The organism is Leisingera sp. MMG026 (genome assembly GCF_021654205.1).
In the GTDB taxonomy this organism is placed as follows: Bacteria; Pseudomonadota; Alphaproteobacteria; order Rhodobacterales; family Rhodobacteraceae; genus Leisingera.
In genome coordinates this window covers 17,834-40,053 of record NZ_JAKFZM010000027.1, presented here as the reverse complement: position 1 = coordinate 40,053, position 22,220 = coordinate 17,834, and the positions used below count along the sequence as shown (strand labels likewise).

Sequence of the window (22,220 nt, the reverse complement as noted above, 5' to 3'; positions counted from 1 at the left end):
GAGACCTCCCCATGCCGCAGCGCCCCCTTTCCCATATCCGCGTTCTCGACTTCGGCCATTACCTGGCCGGTCCCCTGACCGGCATGATGCTGGCCGATATGGGCGCCGAAGTGATCCGCATTACTCCGCCCGGCGGCACCGGCTTTGACGGCCCGGCTTTCGACATGCTGTCGCGGGGCAAGCAGGTGCTGGAACTGGACCTGAAATCCGATGAAGGCCGCGCCACCGCAATTGAGCTGGCCAAACGTGCCGATGCGGTGATCGAAAACTTCCGCCCCGGTGTTATGGACCGCCTGGGCCTGGGGCCGGAGGCCTTGCGCGCGGCCAACGATCAGCTGGTCTATCTGTCGATGCCTGGCTTTGCCTCCACTGACGCTGATCTCGCGGACCTGCCCGCCTGGGAGGCGGTGATTGCCGCCTATACCGGCCAATTCACCGATATGGGGCTGAACCGCCGCCTGATGGGCATCAACCCGTCTTTTTCGCCTCTGGCGCTGGCTTCGGCTTATGGGGCCAGCTTTGGCGCTATGTCTGTGCTGTTTGCGCTGAACGCGCGGGAACAGAACGGCGGCGACCATATCGAGGTGCCGCTGGCCGCCGCGCTGCTGGAGGGGCTGGTCTATAACTGCGAGCAGATCGAGGACTACCCCGAGCGCTATAAATCCCCGCGCGAGGTGGAGCTGGACCGGCGCGAAGCCGAAGGCCTGCCGATGAACCTGAAGTTCGCGGAGCTGTCCGAATTCCTCGACCCGTTCTACCGCACCTATACCTGCGCCGACGGGCGCGGCTTCTATGTGGTGGCCGGCTCGGTCGCCACTCACCCGCGGCGGGTGCTGGAGACCCTTGGGCTGAAGGACTTGGCCGATGAGCTGCCGGATTTCTCAGCCTATCTGGACACCAAGGATTGGCCTGCCGAATGGTCAATGCGCAATTATCCGGTGGGTCCGTCCGACCGTGCGCGGGTGTCATCTGCGATGAAGGCCGCATTCCTGACCAAGCCCTCGTATGAGTGGGAGGATCTGTTCGGCGCCGCCAAGGCCCCTGCCACTGCACAGCGTTTCACTAGTGAATGGCTTGATGACCCGCATGCGCTGGCCTCGGGCCTGGTGCTGCAGCTGGAGGATGCCAAGCACGGAACAATGCGTCAGATGGGCAATGTGGCCTGGCTGAGTGATGACGCAGGCGCGGCGCAGAAGATCAGCGCTGTCAACGCTGATCTGTCTGCGCTGTTGGCTGAGCCGGAGCGCAGCGGTGGCAGCAGTCACGAGGGCAAAGGATGGCTCGACGGATTGAGGGTCGTTGACCTCACCAATGTGATTGCCGGGCCGACCATCGGTTCAACCCTGGCGCGGTTCGGCGCTGAGGTGACGCTGGTGCAGCCGGTGGAGCCGTCTGTCGATCCTTGGAACACGGTGGTCTTTGGCATCCACGCGCAGCGCGGCAAGGAAAGCATCCTGCTGAACCTGCGCACGGACGCGGGGCAGGACGCATTGGCCCGCCTGATTGCCGGCGCTGACGTAATCACGATGAACGGCACCGACCAGCAACGGGACAAACTGGGCCTCTCGCCGGAACGGCTGGCAGAGATCAACCAGCGCCTGATCCTGGTGCAGCTGGATGCCTTTGGCGGCCCTATGCGCGGACCGAAGTCTGATCACCTGGGCTATGATGATCTGGCGCAAGCCGCCACCGGCGTGATGCTGCGCTTTGGCGGCGGCATGGGCACACCCGAGGAGCACGCCCATTTCGGCACCATCGACGTGCTGACCGGTTTTTGCGCCTGTGTGGCTCTGGGCGGCGCTTTGCTGCGGCTTAAGGAAACCGGCAAAGGCGGGGTGGCGCGGGCCTCGCTGGCGGCGGCGGGCAATCTGATCCAGGCGCAGTTCATGTACGGCCACGCGGGCAGGGTGCCCTTTGATGAACCCTCAGGCCGCGAGGCCCTGGGCTGGGGGCCGTTCTACCATTGTTACCAGGCCGCGGACGGCTGGTTCTTCTTTGCGGCGCCCAGTGAGCGCGGCGCTGCGCTGGCGCGGGTGGCAGAGCTGGCAGATCTGGCCGCGCTGCCGGTGGATCAGCTGCATGCCGCCCTGTCCGTGCGGTTCAGCACGCAGCCGCTGGCGCATTGGCGTGCGGCATTTGCCGGAACCTCTGCCACGGCGGTGCCGCTGTCGTCGCTGCACGAAACCCGCGATGCGGCGCTGCAGCTGGAAAGCGCCGGCAGTATCGATCTGAAGGAAGCAACGTTCCGGGTGATCCGCCACGACCGGCACCCGATGGGCCGCTGGTGCGATCTGGTGGCGCCGAATGCGGTGCGCCCGCAAGCAGGCCGGATCACTATACCGGGGCCTGCGCCGAAATACGGTGCGCACACCAGAACCATCCTGGAGCGGTTGGGTTACCCGCCGGAACAGGCTGAGGCGATGATTAGCAGCGGTGCTGCGGGTGAGGCCTGGTCGGCAAAATACTTGCCGGAATAGACCTTGGATCTGCGGTCTTGCAGAGTACGGGTGCCCGGGCCGGGCGCCTGTTTGTCCTTGCCGGGAAATGCGGGGAAATGGAAACTACCTGCCGCAAAAGGCGTAAAACTTCCGGAATCTGGATTAATTTGTGAAACCGTAATATAGTGGCATCTCATGCCAAATGAACCTGTGTGCCGGACGGACGGAAATGTCCGGGCAGCGGGGAAAGGGGGCGGGATGCTGATTGCGGTCGTGCTTGTGCTGATCGTGGCGGGATCTGTTGCGTTCCATCTGTTAAGCCCGTGGTGGTGGACGCCGATCGCGTCGAATTGGGACTATATCGACGATACGCTGGTTATAACCTTCTGGATCACCGGCGCGGTGTTTGCCGCGGTGGTCCTGTTCACGGCCTATTGCGTCTGGAAGTTCCGCCACCGGCCCGGGCACAAGGCTGAATTCGACCCGGAAAACAAACGGCTGGAGGTGTGGCTGACAGGCGTGACCGCTGTGGGGGTCGCGGCGATGCTGGTGCCGGGTTTGTTTGTGTGGAAGCAATTCGTCACCGTGCCGGACGAGGCCACTGAACTTGAAGTCTTTGGCCAGCAGTGGAGCTGGGCCTACCGGCTGCCCGGTGCTGACGGGGTGCTGGGCACCGCCGATGCGGAATGGGTGAACGGGGAAAACCCCTTGGGTGTCAATCCGCATGACCGCTTTGGCAAGGATGACCTTATAGTCGAGGGCGGTGAGGTGTATCTGCCGGTGGATAAGCCGGTGAAGCTGCTGCTGCGCTCGATTGACGTGCTGCACAATTTCTACGTGCCTGAATTCCGCGCCAAGATGGACATGGTGCCGGGCATGGTCACCTATATCTGGCTCATCCCCACCCGCACCGGCACCTTTGAAGTGTTATGCGCCGAGTACTGCGGCACCGCCCATCCCTTCATGCGCGGCTATGTGAACGTTGTGGAGGCGGCGGAATACCAAGAGTGGCTGCAGGAGCAGCTGACTTTTGAAGAATATGCCAATGGGGGCTCTGAAACCGGAGCCGGAACCAGGCTCGCAAGGCGCTGAGGGGGCGGGCGCAATGCGCCCCTTTGTGAGGAAGGCCGGGCGATACATCAGAATTGGATGGAGTTCTGCAATGACCGACTACTTGCCTGAACCGGACAGCAATCTGCCGCCACGCGAAGTGGCCGATGTGATGCCGCCGCATGCGCACAGCTGGATCGGCAAATACGTCTTCTCGCAGGATGCCAAATACATCGCCATCCAATACTCCGGCACCGCCATTGCAATCGGCATGGTGGCGCTGGTGCTGTCCTGGCTGATGCGGCTGCAGCTGGGCTTTCCAGGCACTTTCGACTTCATCACGGCCGAGGCCTATTACCAGTTTGTCACCATGCACGGGATGATCATGGTGGTTTATTTGCTGACCGCGATCTTTCTGGGGGGCTTCGGCAATTACCTGATCCCGCTGATGGTCGGTGCGCGGGACATGGTGTTTCCCTTCGTCAATATGCTCAGCTTCTGGATCTACCTGCTGGCGGTGCTGGTGCTGGTGGCCAGCTTCTTTGTCCCCGGCGGCCCCACCGGCGCAGGCTGGACGCTGTACCCGCCGCAGGCTGTGCTGTCCGGCACGCCGGGCGGTGCGCAGGGCGGGATCATCCTGATGCTGCTCTCGCTGATCCTGTTCATCATCGGCTTCACCATGGGCGGGCTGAACTATGCCGTCACCGTGCTGCAGGCCCGCACCCGCGGCATGACAATGATGCGGCTGCCGCTGACGGTCTGGGGGATTTTCACCGCCACGGTGATGGCGCTGCTGGCGTTTCCAGCGCTGTTTGTGGCCTGTGTGATGATGCTGTTCGACCGGCTGCTGGGCACTTCTTTCTTCATGCCCACGCTGGTAGAACTGGGTGAAAAGCTCAGCTATGGCGGCGGCAGCCCGATTGCGTTTCAGCATCTGTTCTGGTTTTTCGGCCACCCCGAGGTCTACATAGTCGCGCTGCCGGCGTTCGGCATCGTCTCCGATCTGATTGCCGTGCATGCGCGCAAGACCGTGTTCGGCTACCGGATGATGGTCTGGGCGATCGTGATCATCGGCGCGCTCAGCTTTATTGTTTGGGCGCACCATATGTATGTCTCGGGCATGCATCCGTGGTTCGGTTTCTTCTTTGCCACCACCACGCTGATCATCGCCATTCCCACCGCGATCAAGGTCTACAATTGGGTGCTGACCTTGTGGAAGGGCGATATCCATCTGACCATCCCGATGCTGTTTGCACTCGGCTTTATCGTCACCTTCGTGAACGGCGGGCTGACAGGTCTGTTCCTGGGCAATGTGGTGGTTGATGTGCCGCTGTCGGACACGATGTTTGTGGTCGCCCATTTCCACATGGTGATGGGGGTGGCGCCGATCATGGTGATCTTTGGCGCGATCTATCACTGGTATCCGCTGATGACCGGCCGTCTGCTGAACCAGGCAATGGGCCAGATCCATTTCTGGGTCACCTTTATCGGTGCCTATGCGATCTTCTTCCCGATGCACTATGTCGGACTTGTCGGCGTGCCGCGGCGATATTTCGAGCTTGGCGAGCCGGAGTTCCTTACTGCGCCGGTGGAAGGGCTGAATGCCTTCATTTCATCGGCGGCGCTGATTGTCGGCGCGGCGCAGCTGCTGTTCCTGTTCAATATCCTCTGGAGCCTGCGCCACGGGCGTGTGTCGGGCAGCAACCCTTGGCGGGCGACCTCGCTGGAGTGGCAAACACCCGAAATCCCGCCCCGGCACGGCAATTGGGACGAGCTGCCCAATGTCTACCGATGGGCCTATGACTACAGCGTGCCCGGCGCGGCTGAGGATTACGTCGCACAGACTGACCCTTGGGTGCCGGACGGGCAGGGGCAGCGGCTGTGACTGTCATCCTCGCCTTTCTGGCGCTGGTGGCGCTGGCTGCGGGTCTATGGCTGTCGCAGCAGCATCTGGCCGCCAAACCCTGGCTGGAAACCGGGATTGCGCCCTTGGCCGGTCATGGTCCGGGCCGCGCGCCGGGCATCATCTTCATAGCGGTCTTTGTAACTGTGATCGGAGGGCTGTTTGCCATGCTGGGCAGCGCCTTTGTCATGCAGATCGAAGAAACACCATGGGAGCTGGTGCCGCTGCCGGGCCGGGTCTGGCTGAACACGGCGTTGCTGCTGCTGGCCAGCCTGTGTCTGCAATTTGTGGTGATGTCCGCACGGGCAGGCACGCAGCGCTGGCTGCGCGGCAGCCTGATTGCAGCAAGCATCGCCACACTCGCCTTTCTGGCCGGCCAGATGCAGGTGTGGATCTCTTTGACTGATGGCGGCTACCGGCTGGACGGCACCCCGGCGGCAAGTTTTTTCTACCTGATCACCGGCCTGCACGGGCTGCACATGCTGGGCGGTATCGTTGCGCTGGCGATGGTCTGCGCGCGCCATGCCGGAACCGGATCAGGGGACGTGAAGGCACTGCTGCCGGGTGTCCGGCTCTGTGCGCTCTACTGGCACGCGCTGCTGGCGTTCTGGCTGATGCTGTTTGCGCTGCTGCAGGGCTGGGGCAATGCGTTTCTGGCGCTCTGCCGCGCGGCTGTGAGTTGAGGAGGGAGACAGATGGAACATCCATTCCAAGGCCAGGATCAGACGCTGCAGCAGCAGGGCCATAGCGGCTTTGCCGCCGATTGGGGGTCGGATCAGCGGGCCTTTAAAAAGGTCTCCTGGGGCAAGGCGATGATGTGGATCTTGCTGCTGAGCGATACCTTCGTCTTTGCCTGTTTCCTGGTCGCTTACCTGAACGCCCGCAACTCCACCACCGTGGAGTGGCCCAACGCCAGTGAGGTTTTTGCCCTGCATATCGGCGGCGCGAACCTGCCGCTGATCCTGATTGCCATCATGACCTTTGTGCTGATCTCTTCCTCCGGCACCATGGCGATGGCAGTGAACTGCGCCTACCGCAAGGCGCGCAAGGCCACCGCCGTGCTGATGCTGGCCACTGCCGCGCTGGGTGCGATGTTTGTCGGCATGCAGGCGTTTGAATGGTCCAAGCTGATCTCCGAAGGCGTGCGTCCCTGGGGCAATCCCTGGGGGGCCGAGCAATTCGGCGCCAGTTTCTTTATGATCACCGGTTTTCACGGCACCCATGTCACCATCGGGGTGATCTTTCTGGTGATCGTCGCCCGCCGGGTCTGGCGCGGCGATTTCGACCGCAATCAGCGCAGCTGGATGTCAGCGGGCAACGGCGACTACGAGGCGGTGGAGATCATGGGGCTTTACTGGCACTTCGTCGACCTGGTCTGGGTCTTCATCTTTGCATTCTTCTATCTGTGGTAGGGGGCCGATATGACACATTCACCGCTAACCGCCGAGGCCGCAGAGCTGCAGCATGACGAGGGGCAGCAGCATCCGCTAAAGCTCTATTTTGCAGTCTGGATACTGTTGTTTGTGCTCAGCGCGGCGTCGTATTGGGTGGACTACGCGCAGCTGCAGGGGCTATTGCGCTGGAGCCTGATCCTGATCTTCATGACGCTGAAGGCGGGGCTGATTATCGCGGTCTTCATGCATATGGCCTGGGAACGGCTGGCGCTGATTTATGCGGTTCTGCTGCCGCCCCTGGCGATGATCGGGCTCTTGGCGATACTGATCATTGAGTCGGATTACACGGCAGAGACACGGGTGATTGAGTTCGGGCAAGGGGCCGCCGCGTCCGAGTAAGTGATAAAACGCCCGGCCGAAGGCCGAGCGGCGCCTGACCTTGGGAAGGCGCTATCGCGCCCGCCCGAGGTCAGGCGCTGCCCTTCGCTTTGTATCTCAAAGGCCGCAACGAAAAAGGCGCCCCGGATTTCCGGAGCACCTTCATTTCAAGTAAGGTGCAGCTTACGCTGCCAGATCAAACCGGTCTGCGTTCATCACCTTGACCCAGGCTGCCACAAAGTCCTGCACAAAGGCCGCCTCGCCGTCTGCCTGCGCATAAACCTCGGACAATGCCCGCAGCTGCGAGTTGGAGCCGAACACCAGATCCGACCGCGTGCCGGTCCACTTGACGGTGCCGCTGGCCCGGTCGCGGCCCTCGTAGGTGCCGTCCTCAGCCGGTTTCCACTCCACCCCCATATCGGTGATAGCGGTGAAGAAATCGGTGCTGAGCGTGCCGGCCCGGTCGGTGAACACCCCGTGCTTGGAGCCGCCATGATTGGCGCCCAGCACCCGCAGCCCCCCGATCAGCGCGGTCATTTCCGGCGCGCCAAGGGTCAAAAGCTGCGCCCGGTCCAGCAGCATCTTCTCAGCCGGAACGCTATAGGCGGCCTTCTGGTAGTTGCGGAAACCATCGGCCTCCGGTTCAAGAACGGCAAAGCCCTCAATATCGGTCTGCTCCTGGGATGCGTCTGTCCGGCCCGGTGTGAACGGCACCGAAACCGGGTGGCCTGCGGCCTTGGCGGCTTCTTCAACACCGGCGCAGCCCGCCAGCACGATCAGATCCGCCATCGAGATCTTCTTGCCGCCTGCAGCGCTTGCGTTGAACTCGGACTGGACGCTTTCCAGGGTGTTCAGCACTTTGGCCAGCTGCTCCGGCTGGTTCACCTCCCAGTCCTTTTGCGGCGCCAGGCGGATACGGCCGCCATTCGCGCCGCCGCGCATGTCCGAACCGCGGAAGGTGGAGGCCGAAGCCCAGGCGGTCGAGACCAGCTCGGAAACCGACAGCCCGGTTGCCAGGATCTTGGCCTTCAGCTGCGAGGTGTCCTGTTCATCCACCAGCGCATGATCCACTGCCGGGAGCGGATCCTGCCAGATCAGATCTTCGGCAGGCACGTCGCTGCCCAGATAGCGCGATTTCGGCCCCATGTCGCGGTGGCACAGCTTGAACCAGGCGCGGGCAAAGGCATCGGCGAATTTCTCCGGGCTGGCATGGAAATCGCGCGAGATCTTCTCATAGGCCGGGTCCATCCGCAGTGACATATCGGCGGTGGTCATCATCGGCGCATGGCGCTTGCTCGGGTCATGGGCATCCACCACCATATGCTCCGGCGCCACGTCCTGCGCATGCCATTGCTGCGCACCTGCGGGGCTTTTCTCCAGCTTCCACTCATAGCCGAACAGCACGTCGAAATAGCCCATGTCCCAGGTTGTCGGGTTCGGCTTCCAGGCGCCCTCGATACCCGAGGTGGTAGTGTCGCCGCCCTTGCCGGAGCCATGCGTATTGATCCAGCCGAGGCCCATCTGCTCCATCGCACCGGCTTCAGGTTCAGCGCCGACCAGCTCAGGATCACCGGCACCATGTGCCTTGCCAAAGGTATGGCCGCCTGCAACCAGCGCTACGGTTTCCTCGTCATTCATACCCATGCGCGCAAAGGTGTCACGCACATCCAGGCCCGAGGCGACCGGGTCCGGATTGCCGTCGGGACCTTCCGGGTTGACGTAGATCAGCCCCATCTGCACTGCTGCCAGAGGGTTTTCCATGTCCCGGTCGCCGGAGTAACGGCTGTTTGCCTGATCGCTGGTGGCCAGCCATTCGGTCTCGGATCCCCAGTAGACGTCTTCCTCCGGTTCCCAAACGTCGGTGCGGCCGCCGCCAAAGCCGAACACCGGGCCGCCCATTGATTCAATGGCGCAATTGCCGGCCAGGATTATCAGATCACCCCAGGAAATCCTGTTGCCGTATTTCTGCTTGATCGGCCACAACAGGCGGCGCGCCTTGTCCAGGTTGCCGTTGTCCGGCCAGGAGTTCAGCGGTGCAAAGCGCTGGTTTCCGGTGCCGCCGCCGCCGCGGCCATCGGCGGTGCGGTAGGTGCCGGCACTGTGCCAGGCCATGCGGATGAACAGTCCGCCGTAATGGCCATAATCCGCAGGCCACCAGTCCTGGCTGTCGGTCATCAGCGCAAACAGATCCTTTTTCACCGCCTCCAGATCCAGCTTGCTGAAGGCCTCGCGGTAGCTGAAGTCAGCCCCCATCGGGTTCGACTTGGGCGCATGCTGATGCAGGATCTTCAGGTTCAGCTGGTTCGGCCACCAATCCTGGTTCGAGGTGCCGCCGCTGCCGGTATTCAGCGCCGCGCCGTGCATCACCGGGCATTTTCCTGCGGGGGTATTTCCGTCCATATTCTTCTCCGATCGTGGCTTCAAACAGTTGAACTGTGTCGTGGCAAAAACGTTCCCGGATCAGTCCGGCAGCACAGGTGCCGCCTGAAAGTGCTTTGGGGCACAGACTGCTGTTGCCGGGTTTCCCTGTTGTCCTGCAGTGGAGGCTAGCAGGGAATTACCATTGGATTAAGTTGCATTTATTCATCGCAGTGATAATAAAATCCTATGGTAAACGTGACTCTCCGCCAGATGCGCTACTTCGAGGCGCTGGCCCAGCACCGCCATTTCGGCCGCGCGGCAGATGCCTGCGCAGTGTCCCAGCCCGCTTTGTCTGTTCAGATCAAGGAGTTGGAGGAGGCGCTGGGGGTGCAGCTGGTTGAGCGCGGCGCCCGCCAGGTGCGGCTCACCAGCCTGGGGGATGACCTGGCAGGCCGGGTACGTGGTATTTTGCGATCCGTTGATGAGCTGGGCGAGCTGGCGCGGGCGTCCCGGGAGGGGCTGGCCGGACGGCTGCGGATCGGGGTGATTCCCACCATTGCGCCCTATTTGCTGCCGTCCATCGTCGGGAACCTGACCCGGCAGTACCCGGAGGCCGACATCCGAGTGCGCGAAACCGTGACCCCAAGGCTGCTGGAAGAACTGGGAGAGGGCCGGCTGGACACGGCGATTGTGGCGCTGCCGGTTTCGGAACCGGCCTTTGAGGAGGTTGCGCTGTTCGAAGAGGATTTTGTGCTGGTGCGTCCCGGCGAAGACACTGGCAAGCCGGTTCCCGGTCCCGATGGTTTGCGCGAAATGCGTCTGCTGCTGCTGGAGGAGGGGCATTGCTTCCGCGATCAGGCGCTGTCGTTCTGCAACATGCAGTCGGCGGCCCCGCGCGAGCTCTTGGATGGCAGCTCGCTGTCGACCCTGGTGCAGATGGTCAGCGCAGGAATCGGTGTCACGCTGATTCCCGAAATGGCCGTCCCGGTCGAGACCCGCTCGGCTGTTGTCTCGGTCGCGCGCTTCCGGGACCCTCAGCCGGCCCGCACCATTGGCATGATCTGGCGCCGCAGCAACCCGCTTGCGCGGCAGCTTCTGCAGGTGGCAGAGGTGGTGCGGCAGGCCGCACAGGCCTTGCGATCCAGCTATAGTCCGCTGAATTGAAACGGCTTTGTTGCGCGATTGCGGACAATTACCTGCGCTGCTATCCAGCGATTGAGTGCCGCCAAAGCCGCTGCAAGCGCATGAGGAATGATGCGTAAAGGGCACGATCACAACCATTTTATGGCCCGGCGGTTTCAGGCCTGAAGATGCGTCGTTAAGATTTCATTAATAAAAAACGAACTTAGGCAGGCATACAGGCAGATGATAACGGGCTTTCGTGGCACGTTTGTTGTTTCCTGGTCGCAAACCGAGATTGACGGCCTTCCGGCCGCACCGGTTGACGCTCTTGATGTAGGGGCGGCTTGGTCCTGGCATGGCGATGCTGTGCGGGTGGACGGGCCGGCAGAGTTGTTGCGGCTGGACATGGCAAACGGCGAGGCAGATTTGCGCCGCCGGGCGGCACGGTCAGTGCGCCGGCTGGTCGGTGCGGCAGTTCAAAACCGGACCGATGTCGATTCGGTCAAGGTGGATGAGCCGCTGATGGACAGCAGCTTTGTTGTGACCAATGGCGTGCAAAGTTACACCGTGACTCTCATAGAGGTGGGGCCGGGCCAGCGCCCGCTTTTGATGTTTGTGGACGCGCTGCCGCCGCGCGGCGCTGATCTGTGGGTGGTGCATCATTCGCTGGGAACGGTCAGTGCGGACCGTCCGCAGGGCGAAACCGGTGTGATCTGCTTTACCCCGGGCACATTGATCGCAACACCCGGCGGCCCAAAGCGGGTTGAGCGGCTGCGCGAGGGCGAAAAGGTGCAGACCCGCGACAACGGCGCCCAGGAAATCCTGTGGATCGGCTCCCGCCGGATCAGCGGCGCACGATTGTTCGTGATGCCGCGGCTGCGCCCGATCCGCATTCACGCCGGGGCCCTGGGCATCGACCGGCCGGAGCAGGAGCTGCTGGTCTCGCCGGATCACCGGATGCTGTTGCGCGGCGACCGGGTGCGGGCGCTGTTCAACACGCCCGAAGTTCTGGTGGCGGCCGGCGATCTGGTCAACGGCCGCACAATCCTGCCCGACGCCTCGGTGCGGCAGGCGACCTATATCCATATCATGCTGGCCAATCATCAGGTGCTCTGGGCCAACGGGGTCGAGACAGAAAGCTTCCACCCCTCCAACGCATCCCTGACCGCGCTCAGCGACAGCGACCGGGCGCGGCTGTTCCATCTGCAACCCGGGCTGGAGCGCAACCCGCTGGCTTATGGCGCCTATGCCCGCCGCAATCTCAGCGCGTCCGAGGCTGCGATTCTGGGTCACGAGGCGGCCTGATCCGTTACCCGAACGCAGCCAGGCGTCCGGGCCCTTGCTGATTTCGCGGATTTCCCTGCGAAACCTGGCTGGCCGATGTTGACTCTGTCCCATCCCCCTATATAAGCGCGGCTTCATTGGTGTTGGCGGCCCCCGCAAGGGGATGCCTGTCATGCCTGGATCCTGGATCCGGAGCAAGAGGACAACGCCCTTCGATTGTTGCAGGTGCTCCTGGAGCAGGTGAACACGGACGGTGCAGTGGCGTATGCGATTGCAGCCCGAAAAGTGGGAACCGGTTTTCGGAAATCGCTGCAATGCCATTAAAGAAGGAGATCAGCCGTGACCAAACGCACGTCTGCCAAGTATAAAATCGACCGCCGCATGGGCGAAAACATCTGGGGCCGTCCGAAGTCCCCGGTCAACCGCCGCGACTACGGCCCCGGCCAGCACGGTCAGCGCCGCAAGGGCAAACTGTCCGACTTCGGCATCCAGCTGCGCGCCAAGCAGAAGCTCAAGGGCTACTACGGCGACCTGACCGAAAAGCAGTTCCGCCGTATCTACGGCGAAGCCGTGCGTGTAAACGGCGACACCGGTGAAAACCTGATCGGCCTGCTCGAGCGCCGCCTGGACGCCGTTGTCTACCGCGCCAAGTTTGTTGCAACCGTCTTTGCGGCCCGCCAGTTCGTGAACCACGGCCACGTGACCGTGAACGGCAAGCGCGTCAACATCCCGTCCTACCGCGTGAAAGAGGGCGACGTGATCGAAGTCCGCGACAAGTCCAAGCAGATGGTTGCCGTTCTGGAAGCCACTCAGCTGGCCGAGCGCGACGTTCCCGATTACATCGAAGCCGACCACTCCAAGCTGAAAGCGACCTTCGTGCGCACCCCCGGCCTGGGCGACGTGCCGTACCCGGTTCTGATGGAACCGAACCTGGTTGTGGAATTCTACGCCAAGAACTAAGCCTGCTGCCGTTACGGCACATGGCGAAAGGGCTGTCCTGCGGGGCAGCCCTTTTTCGTTTGCAGCATCTCTGCGGCCGTATTGGCAAAACCCGGTAGCCCTGCGCGCCGCCTGCCACTATCCTGCCTGTAAAACGACAGGGAGTGAGTGATGAAAACCTATCTGAAGGCTGCTGCTGCGATTGCAGTCCTGACCGCCGCCTCCGCAGGCGCTGCGCCGCTGAAGCTGGTCCCGGCAGACCCGCAGCCCTCCGGCGTCAAGCCGGGTCTGTCGGTGGTCTACGCCTATCCGCATGATGTGAAGTCTCTGGTTGAGGCCTCCTCGGCGCTGAAAATCTCCAGCGAGCGGGGTCAGCCCATCGCGGGTCTCGACAACCGTGACACAGAGGAGGGGCAGAACACGCTCACTTCCAAACGGGCGCTGAATGTCGTGGCCCGGATCACCGGCTATGTGAAGATTGACCAGCCCGGCATCCACAATATCGACTTCCTTACCAATGACGGGCTGCGCGCCAGGGTCGGCGGCCAGGTGGTAGGCGAATACGACGGCCGCCAGTCCTGCGACAGCACCATCCTGACAGAAGTAGAGGTGCCGTCAGCGGGCTGGTATCCGGTTGATATCCTTTACTTCCAGCGCCTTGGAACTGCCTGTTTGCACATGCGCATGGGGCCGGACGGCAAGCGCCCGAAATGGATGAAGAACAGCGCCTTTGGTCACTGATCCGCTGCTTCTTTCTGGGCGGAAATACCCCGGGGGAAGCCCGCAGGGCTGGGGGCAGCGCGCCCCTTTCCCAACCCTCCAGGCTACAGCGGCAGCGGACGTCCCTCGGCGATGGCTTCCATCGCGAAGTAAGACGTCACGCTGTCCAGCTCGACACCTGAAATAAGCCGCTGATACACTTTGTCATAGCTGGCCATGTCCTCGGTCACCACTTTCAGCTGGTAGTCGTAATCACCGCCGATGCGGTGGAAATCCACCACCTCAGGGATCGTCAGCACATGGCGGCGGAACTTTTGCAGCCAGTCTGCCGAATGATGCCGGGTACGCAGCAACACAAATACCACCAGATCCAGCCCCAGCTGCTTGCGGTCCAGCCGTGCGGTGGACCCTTGCAGCAGCCCGCTGTCGTTCAACGCTTTCAGCCGCCGCCAGCAGGCGTTCTGCGACAGGCCCACCTTGTCGGCCAGCTCCCGTTGCGACAGGCTGGCATCCTGTTGCAGCGCGCGCAGGATGCTTCGGTCAATTTGATCGGCTTGCTTACTCATATGCAGATCATATGACACAAGAATTGCATAAACTACCCAGTATTTGATAAAATTTACGCGCCAGAAACCGTTCATATTGATTGCGGAAGATCACGGAGGCGCGACATGACCCTGGCAGTATTCAAAGAAACGATCCGGCAAGCGGCTCAGGACGGAACCCTTGGCCGCAGCGTAATCGGCGACGGTGTGATGATCCCAGGCCTCGATGGTGAGGTGCCGCTGGTCTATGCCGATTACGTCGCCTCCGGCCGGGCACTGCGCCAGGTTGAGGACTATGTGGCAGCCCAGGTGCTGCCCTTCTATGCCAATTCCCATACCGAGGCTTCTTATTGCGGCACGCAGATGACCCGCCTGCGCCGCGAGGCCCGGACTGAGATCGCCCGCATGACCGGCGCCACTGGGGATGATGCGGTGATTTTCACCGGATCGGGCGCCACCGCGGGTCTCAACCGGCTGGTCAGCCTGTTCGGCGTGAACGAGGCCACCCGGCCGGTTGTCTTCATCGGCCCCTATGAGCACCACTCCAACATCCTGCCTTGGCGCGAAAGCAAGGCGCTGGTGGTGGAAATTCCTGAGGCCGCCGAGGGCGGTGTGGATCTGGCGGTTCTGGAACTCGCCCTGAAGCAGCACGCCGGCAGCGATCTGAAGATCGGCAGCTTCTCGGCGGCTTCCAACGTCACCGGCATCGTGACCGATCCTGACCCCATCAGCCGCCTGCTGCATGCGCACGGCGCACTGGCGGTCTGGGACTATGCCGGCGGCGGCCCGTACCTGCCAATCGACATGGGACAGGGCGGGGCGGCACGTAAGGATGCCGTGGTGGTCTCGCCGCACAAGTTTCCGGGCGGTCCCGGTGCCTCGGGTGTGCTGGTGGTCAACTCAGGCGCTGTACGCCGCCGCTGCCCGTCCTGGCCGGGCGGGGGGACCGTCAGTTTTGTGTCCCCATGGCAGCACGAATACAGCCTGGACCTGGCGACCCGCGAAGAAGCCGGCACCCCGAATGTGATCGGCGACATCCGCGCAGCGCTGGCATTTCTGGTGAAAGAGGCCGTCGGTCAGGAGCAGATCGAAGCCCGTGAAGCCAGGTTCGCAGGCATGGCCTGGGCGGGCTGGACCGGCAATCCGCACCTGCAGATCCTGGGCCACCGCGATGCGCACCGGCTGCCGATCTTCTCCTTTCTGGTTTCGGACGGGGCCGGCAATCCGGTGCATCAGCAGCTGTTCACCCGGATGCTAAGCGACGTCTACGGCATTCAGGCCCGCGGCGGCTGCGCCTGTGCGGGGCCTTATGCACACCGGTTGCTGGGCATTGGCCGGCCGGAGTCGGAAAGGTTGTTTGCCGACTTGAAGGCAGGCGAGGAAATGAAAAAGCCCGGCTGGGTCCGGCTCAACTTCTCATACCTGATGGAGGAGGAGACCGCGCAATACGTCATTGATTGCGTCAACGATCTGACCCAAAGGGCAGGGGAGCTTACGGCCCGTTACAACGTCGATCCGGAAACCGCGCGGTTCAAGGCGCTGGTCGCCTAGACACACACACCGGGTGCTTTCCCGGGGCTGGGAAGCACCTCACATACACGTGATATGTAGGTATCGAACCCCAGTATTTAAAGGGGGAATATGCCGGTCAAATCCCCCGCGACAGCGCGAAGATGTGCGTGGCACGCTCTAACTGTATTTTATTGATTGGAGTACTGTTATGGCCCTTAAGCTTTCCGCCCCTGTTGGTGACAAGAAACGGATCACCAAACCGGACCCCAAGACTGGCGAGAGCAAATTCAAGCCGGTCAAAAATGCCCCTGCAGATGTCGAGCTGGTCCGCCTGATGCTTAAGGCAAACGGCTATTCCATTGAGGTCAGCACCAAATGCGATGCCGGGCTGATCAACACGATCAAGGATTTTCAGAAAAAGAAGCTTGGTTTCAAGAAGCCTGACGGAATTGTCGACCCGGGCATGCGGACCTGGAACGCAGGCCTGCCGAAACTGGCGGCACAGCATTCTGCCGACACCAAAGTGGAGCGGATTGAAGTTGTCGAGAACGGCAAGACCAAGCTGATCACCGTGGCCGAGTTTGAAGCCGGGCAGGAAGAGCTGCGGCGCAAGCTTCTGGCCAAGGCTAATATGATGTACGGCCAGGCGGAATCCTGGGTTGATTTCTGCAACGAGGTGGAAAGCACACGCCAGGGCAACGACACTTTCCTGAACGCATTGACGGAATTTGCTGTCAGCGTTGTCAACGACAAGACCGATCCGCCTTGGACCCCGATCCTGAATGCCCGCTCTGAATCCAGCCTGCTGAAAACGCTGACGAGCAAGAAGAAGCCCGACTGGAAAAAGGTGTACAAACAGGATGTTAAAGCATCCAAAGCCTATAACACCGGCGGCAAGGCGTTTAAGAAATTCATTGATCAGCGGATCGCCACTGCCGGCGGAATTGTCTGGAAGCTGGAAATCGTGCGCGAGGTCTCATTTGCCGTGGTCGAAACCTATATGACCGCCCGGCTGGTGGCGACCAAGGGTATGTCCCCGGCCAAGGCCCACGCCATTGCCGCCGCAAGCACCGAAGCGCTGAAATCCAGCGCCGGCCAGCTGGGCGAGCATCTGGCGGGCAACAAGGTGACCTGGGACGGGGCGGCCAAGAAAGTCTTCATCGACAGCTTTATCGCCGGTCTCGCCGGTGCCGCTGGCGGCAAGCTGACCTCAAAGCTGTCGGCAGGTCTCGCCGATGATCTGGCCAAGGCCGCAGCCTCGAAACTCTCACGCGAGTTTCCCAAAAAGGCGGTCAAGGTTTTCTTTGAGAAGTTCCTGAAATCCAAGGCCGGCGAGGCGATGGTGACCGAGGCGCTGAAGGAAACCATCGGCCTGGCCAAACCCTTGATCGAAAAGGGCCGGCCGCCGAATACCAAGGAAATCAAGGAAAGCATTGCCAAGATCCTGACCGCGGGCATCATGTCGGCAGGTGCCGGCAAGGCATTGGACAAATTCTCCTCCGGCTTCACCGGCGCTGCTGAAAAGTTCCTCAAGACCAAACTGGCGCCCGCCGCCATGGAAGGAGCGGTGAAGAAGGACCTGATTGCCAAATACGGCACCAAGGCGACCGAGGATTTCATCAAGCTGCACGGCGACGCCATTTATGGCGAGATTGCCAAGCAGATCAGCGGCAAGTCGTTCAGCAAATACGCAGGCGAGGTTCTGACCAGCTCGGACGGGTCGCAATCGGCCTCGACCATGCAGAAACAGGCCAATGAGGCGATGCGCAAGGACATGGAACTGCGCAAGAAGATCCAGAAAATCATCATGGCCGAAGCCAAACGCAAGATGCCCAAGTCGGCAGCGGCGCATTAACGCCGGCCGCACCGTCATTGGGTTTGCTGCTCGGGGGGGCGGCAGCACAGGGGAAGCGTCATCTTGGTGCTTCCCCAGCAGCCATTGGGCCGCTAGAACGGGCAGGAATTAAGGAGCCCGTATTATGACTCAACTCACACCGCAGCCCGGTATCATGGACATCGCTCTTTATCAGGGCGGGGCTGCTCATGTGAATGGGGTGAGCAACGTTGTGAAGCTCTCCTCGAACGAAAACCCTCTTGGCCCCAGCCCGCGCGCAATTCAGGCGATGCAGGATGCGGCGGCCGATATGCACCGCTATCCCAGTTCGGACCATGCGGCGCTGCGGCAGGCGATCGGCGAGGTTCACGGGCTGGAGCCGGAGCAGATCATCTGCGGCGCCGGCAGCGACGAGATCATTGCCTTCCTGTGCCAGGCCTATGCCGGCCCGGGCGATGAGGTGCTGTACACCGAACACGGCTTTGCCATGTACCGCATCAGCGCATTGGCCGCCGGTGCGACGCCGGTGGAGGTAAAAGAACGCGAGCGGGTCACCGATGTGGACGCTTTGCTGGCGGGCTGCACCGACCGGACCAGGCTGGTCTTCATTGCGAACCCGAACAACCCCACCGGCACCATGATCAGCGAAGGGGAAGTGGCCCGGCTGGCCGATGGCATCCCGGCGGGGGCCATCTTGGTGCTGGACGGGGCCTATGCCGAATATGTCGAAGGCTTCGATGCCGGGGCTGCCATTGCCAACGCGCGCAGCAACGTCTTCATGACGCGCACTTTCTCCAAGATCTACGGTCTGGGCGGTGCGCGGATCGGCTGGGGCTATGGCCCCAAGGAGATCATCAGCGTGCTGAACCGGGTGCGTGGCCCGTTCAACGTCTCCAGTACAGCGCTGGCCGGGGCCGAGGCCTCGGTGCGGGATGCGGACTACGTGAACAACTGCCGGACCACGAACGCCAAATGGCGCTCTTGGCTGGCAAATGCCCTCGCTGAACTCGGCGTGCCCTCGGACGTCTCCAGCACCAATTTCATCCTGGCCCGCTTTGCCAGCCAGGCCGAAGCCGAGGCCTGTGACAGTTATCTGCAGTCGCAGGGGCTGATCGTGCGCCGGGTGGCGGGATACAACCTGCCGAACGCATTGCGCATCACCATCGGCGACGAAGACGCCTGCCGCCGGGTGGCGCAAGGGGTGAAAGCATTCAAAGAGGCGCAGGCATGAGCAGCCGGAATAACGGGCAGGTCTATGGCCGCGTCGCGCTGATCGGGCTGGGCCTGATTGCGTCTTCAATGTTCTGGGCGATGAAACGCGCAGGGCTGGCGGGCGAGGTCACCGGCTATGCCCGCAGCGCGGAAACCCGCGCAACCGCTCGCAGGATCGGCCTGTGCGACCGGGTTTGCGACAGCGCGCAGGAGGCCGTGAAAGAAGCTGACCTGGTGGTGCTCTGCGTGCCGGTTGGCGCCATGGGTCCGGTGATGGAAGACATCGCCCCGCTGCTGAAACCCGGCGCCACGGTGTCGGACGTGGGCTCGGTCAAACGCCATGTGATCGACGCCGTGCTGCCCCATATCCCCCAAGGCGTGCATTTCGTGCCCGCCCACCCGCTGGCCGGGACTGAACATTCCGGCCCGGAATCCGGTTTTGCTGAGCTGTTCGACAACCGCTGGTCGCTGCTGGTCCCGGTTGAGGGCACCGATCCCGCAGCCACCGCCCGCCTGCGGGCCCTGTGGGAGGGCATGGGCGCCAATGTTGATGAGATGGACGCCGACCACCACGACCTGGTGCTGGCCGTCACCTCGCACACACCGCATCTGATTGCCTATACGATGGTGGGCGTCGCCGACGACCTGCGCCGGGTGACCGACAGCGAGGTGATCAAGTATTCCGCCGCTGGTTTTCGCGACTTCACACGGATTGCCGCCTCGGATCCGACCATGTGGCGCGATGTGTTCCTGACCAACAAGGACGCCACGCTGGAAATCCTGGGCCGCTTCACCGAGGAGCTGTTTGCCCTGCAGCGCGCCATCCGCACCGGCGACGGCGACCATCTGCACGATTACTTCACCCGCACCCGCGCGATCCGCCGCGGCATCATCGAGGCCGGCCAGGACACCGATGCGCCGGACTTTGGCCGGGGGCAAAAGAAGTGATCCGCGCGGGCGCCTTGCTGCTGGCAACGATGCTTGGCGGTGCCGCGCTGGCCGCTGCTCCGGATACCTCGCTTGCGCCGCCTGCGCGCCCGCAGGCTGATGCGGGCTTAGAGGCGGCTGGCATAGTCAATTCGCCGGAATTACGCCCGGTTTCGCGCCCGCAATCGGAACAGATCCTGGCGGCAGCAGCCCGCCCCGCAGATCTGCCGCTGCTGGGGCCGGCATCATCGCTGCTGCCCTTTGCACGGCCGGACAGCCTGGCAGAGCAGGTGCTGTTCAAGCGCCGCAAGCGGCGCAAGGGGTCGGTCTGCGGCGATATTGATATCCAGGGCGATAGTGTCGGCCACGTCTCGGGCACGCTGCCCGGCTGCGGCGCCAAGGATGCGGTGCGGGTGCGCGAAATTGCCGGGGTGCGCCTCAGCCAGGCCTCGCTGATGACCTGCAACACCGCCCGCGCGCTGAAGACATGGATCAACCGCGAGGTAGAAACCGCCTTCGGCCGCCGAAACAAGGTGGTCTCCCTGCGCGTTGCCGCGCATTATGCGTGCCGCACCCGCAACAACCGTCCCGGTGCAAAGATATCGGAACATGGCAAAGGACGGGCCATCGATATCTCCGGTTTCACCCTGGCCAGCGGCGAGACGGTGACGGTGCTGAAAGGCTGGCAGAACCGCAAGACCCGCAAGGCGCTGAAAAAAATCTGGCGCGCAGCCTGCGGACCCTTCGGCACCGTTCTGGGGCCAGAGGCCGACCGCTATCACCGCGACCATTTCCACCTGGATGTAGCGCGCCACCGCGGCGGGTCGTATTGCCGCTAGCGGTGTGCTCCCGCGCCTGAAAGTGCCCAGGGGCACATTACAGCCTTGGGCCGGGCGCGCTGCGCGCGCAAAAAAGTCATGCTGAGAAACGCCTCAGGGGCTGGATAGGCGGATCCGCGGTCAGCGGATGATCAGCCGCGGGGCGCGGCCCAGGGGCAGGGGGCCAAGTGTCACATATCCGCCGGAAAACCCCAGCGTGATGTCCAGGTTCCGCGGGTTGCCGCTTGTTTCTGCCAGGAGGCTCAGCACGCGCTCGACAGAGCTGCGCAGGCTGGGAGGCAGCGCGCCGCTGCGTTCCGCCATCAGCACCAGCCCGCGCCAGTTTTCCGCCTGCAGCGCAATCCCGCCCTCCGGCAGACCCTGCGCGTCCACTGCCAGCGTCCCGGCGGCCTTCAGCCGCAGATCGCCCCAGCGGGCCTCGGCCAGTTTCAGATCGATCCGGCGCGGCTGCGGCCGCTGCTGTTCCAGTGCGGCCCTGTCCCAGGGCGCGTCAAACTCAACCGTCAGGTCCAATGCCAGCGTGTCAAACCGTTCCGGCAGCGCCGAGCTGGCCGCCAGCAAACGCCGCCAGGCGGCGCGGGGGGCGAACTCAGCGGCTTCTGCCGTAATCCGGTAGATCGCAGGCCTGTCCGACTGCACCATGCGCAGGTCCAGTGACGCGCCGCTCAGCACCGTCTCGCCGCTTCGGGCGATCTGCCACGGGGCCGAGATCAGCGCTAGTTCCTCCATTTCCAGCGCCGCACCCGGCGCCAGATGCAGGCTGGCTTGCAGGCCCTGGGCCGTGATTACCGCGGTCCGGTCGAAATAGGACAGCCGCTGGGCCGAGGCCGGGAAGTGCAGGTCCAGCTTGCCCGGCCAGACAGCAAGGCTTGCCAGGTCCAGCCAGTCAGCCCGCCAGGCGGTGCCGGTGCCAGGATCAGCCAGCGCCGGGCGGCTGATCCTGGTTAAATGGCGGATAGGGTAGCCGCTGGTTTCAAGTGCAGAAAACTCAGCCTGCCAGCCCCGCCGCTCTTGCTCGGCAAACCAGGCCGCGATGCCGCTGCGCAGCCCCCAGGCCGCCGCCGCCCAATACAGGCTCCACACCATCAGGGCGGCAATCAGCAGTTTTGCCAGGCGCATCGGTTAGCCTCTTTTGTCCGGATCAGGATTGCTGTTTATAGAGGGGGAGCAGAAAGGGCCAGACAACATGACTATGTGGGTTTTCGGATACGGATCGCTTCTTTGGAACCCCGGCTTCCCGGTGGCCCGCCGCGAGGTGGCGGTGCTGCATGGCTATGCGCGGTCATTCTGCATGACCTCGATCCACCACCGCGGCACCGAGGATCATCCGGGTCTGGTGCTGGCGCTGGACGAAACCGAAGGGGCCAACTGCAAAGGGCTGGCGCTGTCGGTCGAAGCCGGTCACGAGGAGCAGACCCTGGCAGAGCTGCGCGAGCGCGAGCTGATCTCTTCGGCCTACTTGGAGCGTGATCTGGAAGTGGAACTGGCGGACGGCAGCCTTGTCACCGCCGTCACCTATGTGATCGACCCGCACCATGTGCAGTATTGCGGCGGTCTGAGCCTCGAAAAACAGGCGCAGATGATTGCCCATGCGGTGGGCGGGCGCGGTCCCAACACCGAATACCTCTATAACACTGCTGAGCATCTGGCGGAGATCGGCCTGCATGACAGCGACTTGGACTGGCTGGCAGGCCGGGTGCGGGACATCACCGCATAAAGCCTTGGCGCTTTTGACACTTTGCTTATAGGCTGCGAACCAAAT

The 22,220-nt window shown here is 62.7% G+C and carries 19 protein-coding genes; 16 read left to right on the top strand and 3 right to left on the bottom strand.

Going from position 1 to position 22,220, the window contains the following annotated elements:
* Nucleotides 1–11: 11 nt before the first annotated feature.
* The 6 genes from L1069_RS15380 to L1069_RS15355 all read left to right on the top strand — a co-directional run bounded on the left by L1069_RS15380 (nt 12) and on the right by L1069_RS15355 (nt 7,184).
* Nucleotides 12–2,477, top strand: coding sequence for a CoA transferase (locus L1069_RS15380; RefSeq protein ID WP_237456247.1), 2,466 nt, complete (start codon nt 12–14; stop codon nt 2,475–2,477).
* 219 nt (nt 2,478–2,696) lie between these two features.
* Nucleotides 2,697–3,530 (top strand): cytochrome c oxidase subunit II, encoded by an 834-nt coding sequence (locus L1069_RS15375; RefSeq protein ID WP_237456246.1) that lies wholly within the window; start codon nt 2,697–2,699, stop codon nt 3,528–3,530.
* Between the two features lie 70 nt (nt 3,531–3,600).
* Entirely contained in the window at nt 3,601–5,373 is a 1,773-nt protein-coding gene (locus L1069_RS15370; protein WP_237456245.1) for a cbb3-type cytochrome c oxidase subunit I, read from the top strand.
* Nucleotides 5,370–6,074: a cytochrome c oxidase subunit 3 gene (locus L1069_RS24085; RefSeq protein WP_237456244.1), complete on the top strand. Its 705-nt coding sequence runs from the start codon at nt 5,370–5,372 to the stop codon at nt 6,072–6,074. The genes L1069_RS15370 and L1069_RS24085 overlap by 4 nt, the downstream gene beginning before the upstream one ends.
* A 12-nt stretch (nt 6,075–6,086) precedes the next feature.
* Nucleotides 6,087–6,803, top strand: a complete 717-nt coding sequence (locus L1069_RS15360) for a heme-copper oxidase subunit III family protein (RefSeq protein ID WP_237456243.1) — start codon at nt 6,087–6,089, stop codon at nt 6,801–6,803.
* A 9-nt stretch (nt 6,804–6,812) separates the two neighbouring features.
* Nucleotides 6,813–7,184 (top strand): cytochrome C oxidase subunit IV family protein, encoded by a 372-nt coding sequence (locus tag L1069_RS15355; protein WP_237456242.1) that lies wholly within the window; start codon nt 6,813–6,815, stop codon nt 7,182–7,184.
* A 162-nt stretch (nt 7,185–7,346) separates the two neighbouring features.
* Here the strand turns inward: L1069_RS15355 and katG are convergent, their stop codons facing one another.
* A complete protein-coding gene (gene katG, locus L1069_RS15350; protein WP_237456241.1) occupies nt 7,347–9,563 on the bottom strand; it encodes a catalase/peroxidase HPI in 2,217 nt (738 codons plus the stop codon).
* Between the two features lie 207 nt (nt 9,564–9,770).
* On the opposite strand from katG, the gene L1069_RS15345 reads away from it, so the two are divergent.
* The 4 genes from L1069_RS15345 (at nt 9,771) to L1069_RS15330 (ending at nt 13,610) form a co-directional block, all read left to right on the top strand.
* Entirely contained in the window at nt 9,771–10,688 is a 918-nt protein-coding gene (locus tag L1069_RS15345) for a LysR substrate-binding domain-containing protein (protein ID WP_237456240.1), read from the top strand.
* 201 nt (nt 10,689–10,889) lie between these two features.
* Nucleotides 10,890–11,951: a Hint domain-containing protein gene (locus L1069_RS15340; RefSeq protein WP_237456239.1), complete on the top strand. Its 1,062-nt coding sequence runs from the start codon at nt 10,890–10,892 to the stop codon at nt 11,949–11,951.
* A gap of 318 nt (nt 11,952–12,269) precedes the next feature.
* A complete protein-coding gene (gene rpsD / locus L1069_RS15335; protein WP_027258072.1) occupies nt 12,270–12,890 on the top strand; it encodes a 30S ribosomal protein S4 in 621 nt (206 codons plus the stop codon).
* Between the two features lie 150 nt (nt 12,891–13,040).
* The gene (locus L1069_RS15330) at nt 13,041–13,610 is read left to right on the top strand and encodes a PA14 domain-containing protein (protein ID WP_129370154.1); all 570 of its coding nucleotides are present in this window, start codon (nt 13,041–13,043) and stop codon (nt 13,608–13,610) included.
* Nucleotides 13,611–13,693: 83 nt separating this feature from the next.
* Here L1069_RS15330 and L1069_RS15325 read toward each other — a convergent pair whose 3' ends face one another.
* Nucleotides 13,694–14,155 (bottom strand): Lrp/AsnC family transcriptional regulator, encoded by a 462-nt coding sequence (locus L1069_RS15325; protein ID WP_129370155.1) that lies wholly within the window; start codon nt 14,153–14,155, stop codon nt 13,694–13,696.
* Nucleotides 14,156–14,260: 105 nt separating this feature from the next.
* Between L1069_RS15325 and L1069_RS15320 the strand changes: the two genes are divergently transcribed.
* From L1069_RS15320 to L1069_RS15300, 5 genes are all read left to right on the top strand, one after another.
* The gene (locus L1069_RS15320; protein ID WP_237456238.1) at nt 14,261–15,685 is read left to right on the top strand and encodes an aminotransferase class V-fold PLP-dependent enzyme; all 1,425 of its coding nucleotides are present in this window, start codon (nt 14,261–14,263) and stop codon (nt 15,683–15,685) included.
* Nucleotides 15,686–15,854: 169 nt separating this feature from the next.
* A complete protein-coding gene (locus tag L1069_RS15315) occupies nt 15,855–17,501 on the top strand; it encodes a peptidoglycan-binding protein (RefSeq protein WP_237456237.1) in 1,647 nt (548 codons plus the stop codon).
* A 124-nt stretch (nt 17,502–17,625) separates the two neighbouring features.
* Nucleotides 17,626–18,711, top strand: a complete 1,086-nt coding sequence (gene hisC, locus L1069_RS15310; protein WP_237456236.1) for a histidinol-phosphate transaminase — start codon at nt 17,626–17,628, stop codon at nt 18,709–18,711.
* Nucleotides 18,708–19,640 carry a prephenate/arogenate dehydrogenase family protein gene (locus L1069_RS15305; RefSeq protein ID WP_129370159.1) on the top strand — a complete coding sequence of 311 codons (933 nt, stop codon included), beginning with the start codon at nt 18,708–18,710 and terminating at the stop codon, nt 19,638–19,640. The genes hisC and L1069_RS15305 overlap by 4 nt, the downstream gene beginning before the upstream one ends.
* Nucleotides 19,637–20,458, top strand: coding sequence for an extensin family protein (locus L1069_RS15300; protein WP_237456235.1), 822 nt, complete (start codon nt 19,637–19,639; stop codon nt 20,456–20,458). Before L1069_RS15305 ends, L1069_RS15300 begins: the two co-directional genes overlap by 4 nt.
* A 120-nt stretch (nt 20,459–20,578) precedes the next feature.
* Here L1069_RS15300 and L1069_RS15295 read toward each other — a convergent pair whose 3' ends face one another.
* A complete protein-coding gene (locus L1069_RS15295) occupies nt 20,579–21,577 on the bottom strand; it encodes a DUF2125 domain-containing protein (protein WP_237456234.1) in 999 nt (332 codons plus the stop codon).
* A gap of 67 nt (nt 21,578–21,644) precedes the next feature.
* Here L1069_RS15295 and L1069_RS15290 point away from each other — a divergent pair, with 67 nt between their 5' ends.
* The gene (locus L1069_RS15290; RefSeq protein WP_129370161.1) at nt 21,645–22,175 is read left to right on the top strand and encodes a gamma-glutamylcyclotransferase; all 531 of its coding nucleotides are present in this window, start codon (nt 21,645–21,647) and stop codon (nt 22,173–22,175) included.
* Nucleotides 22,176–22,220: the final 45 nt, after the last annotated feature.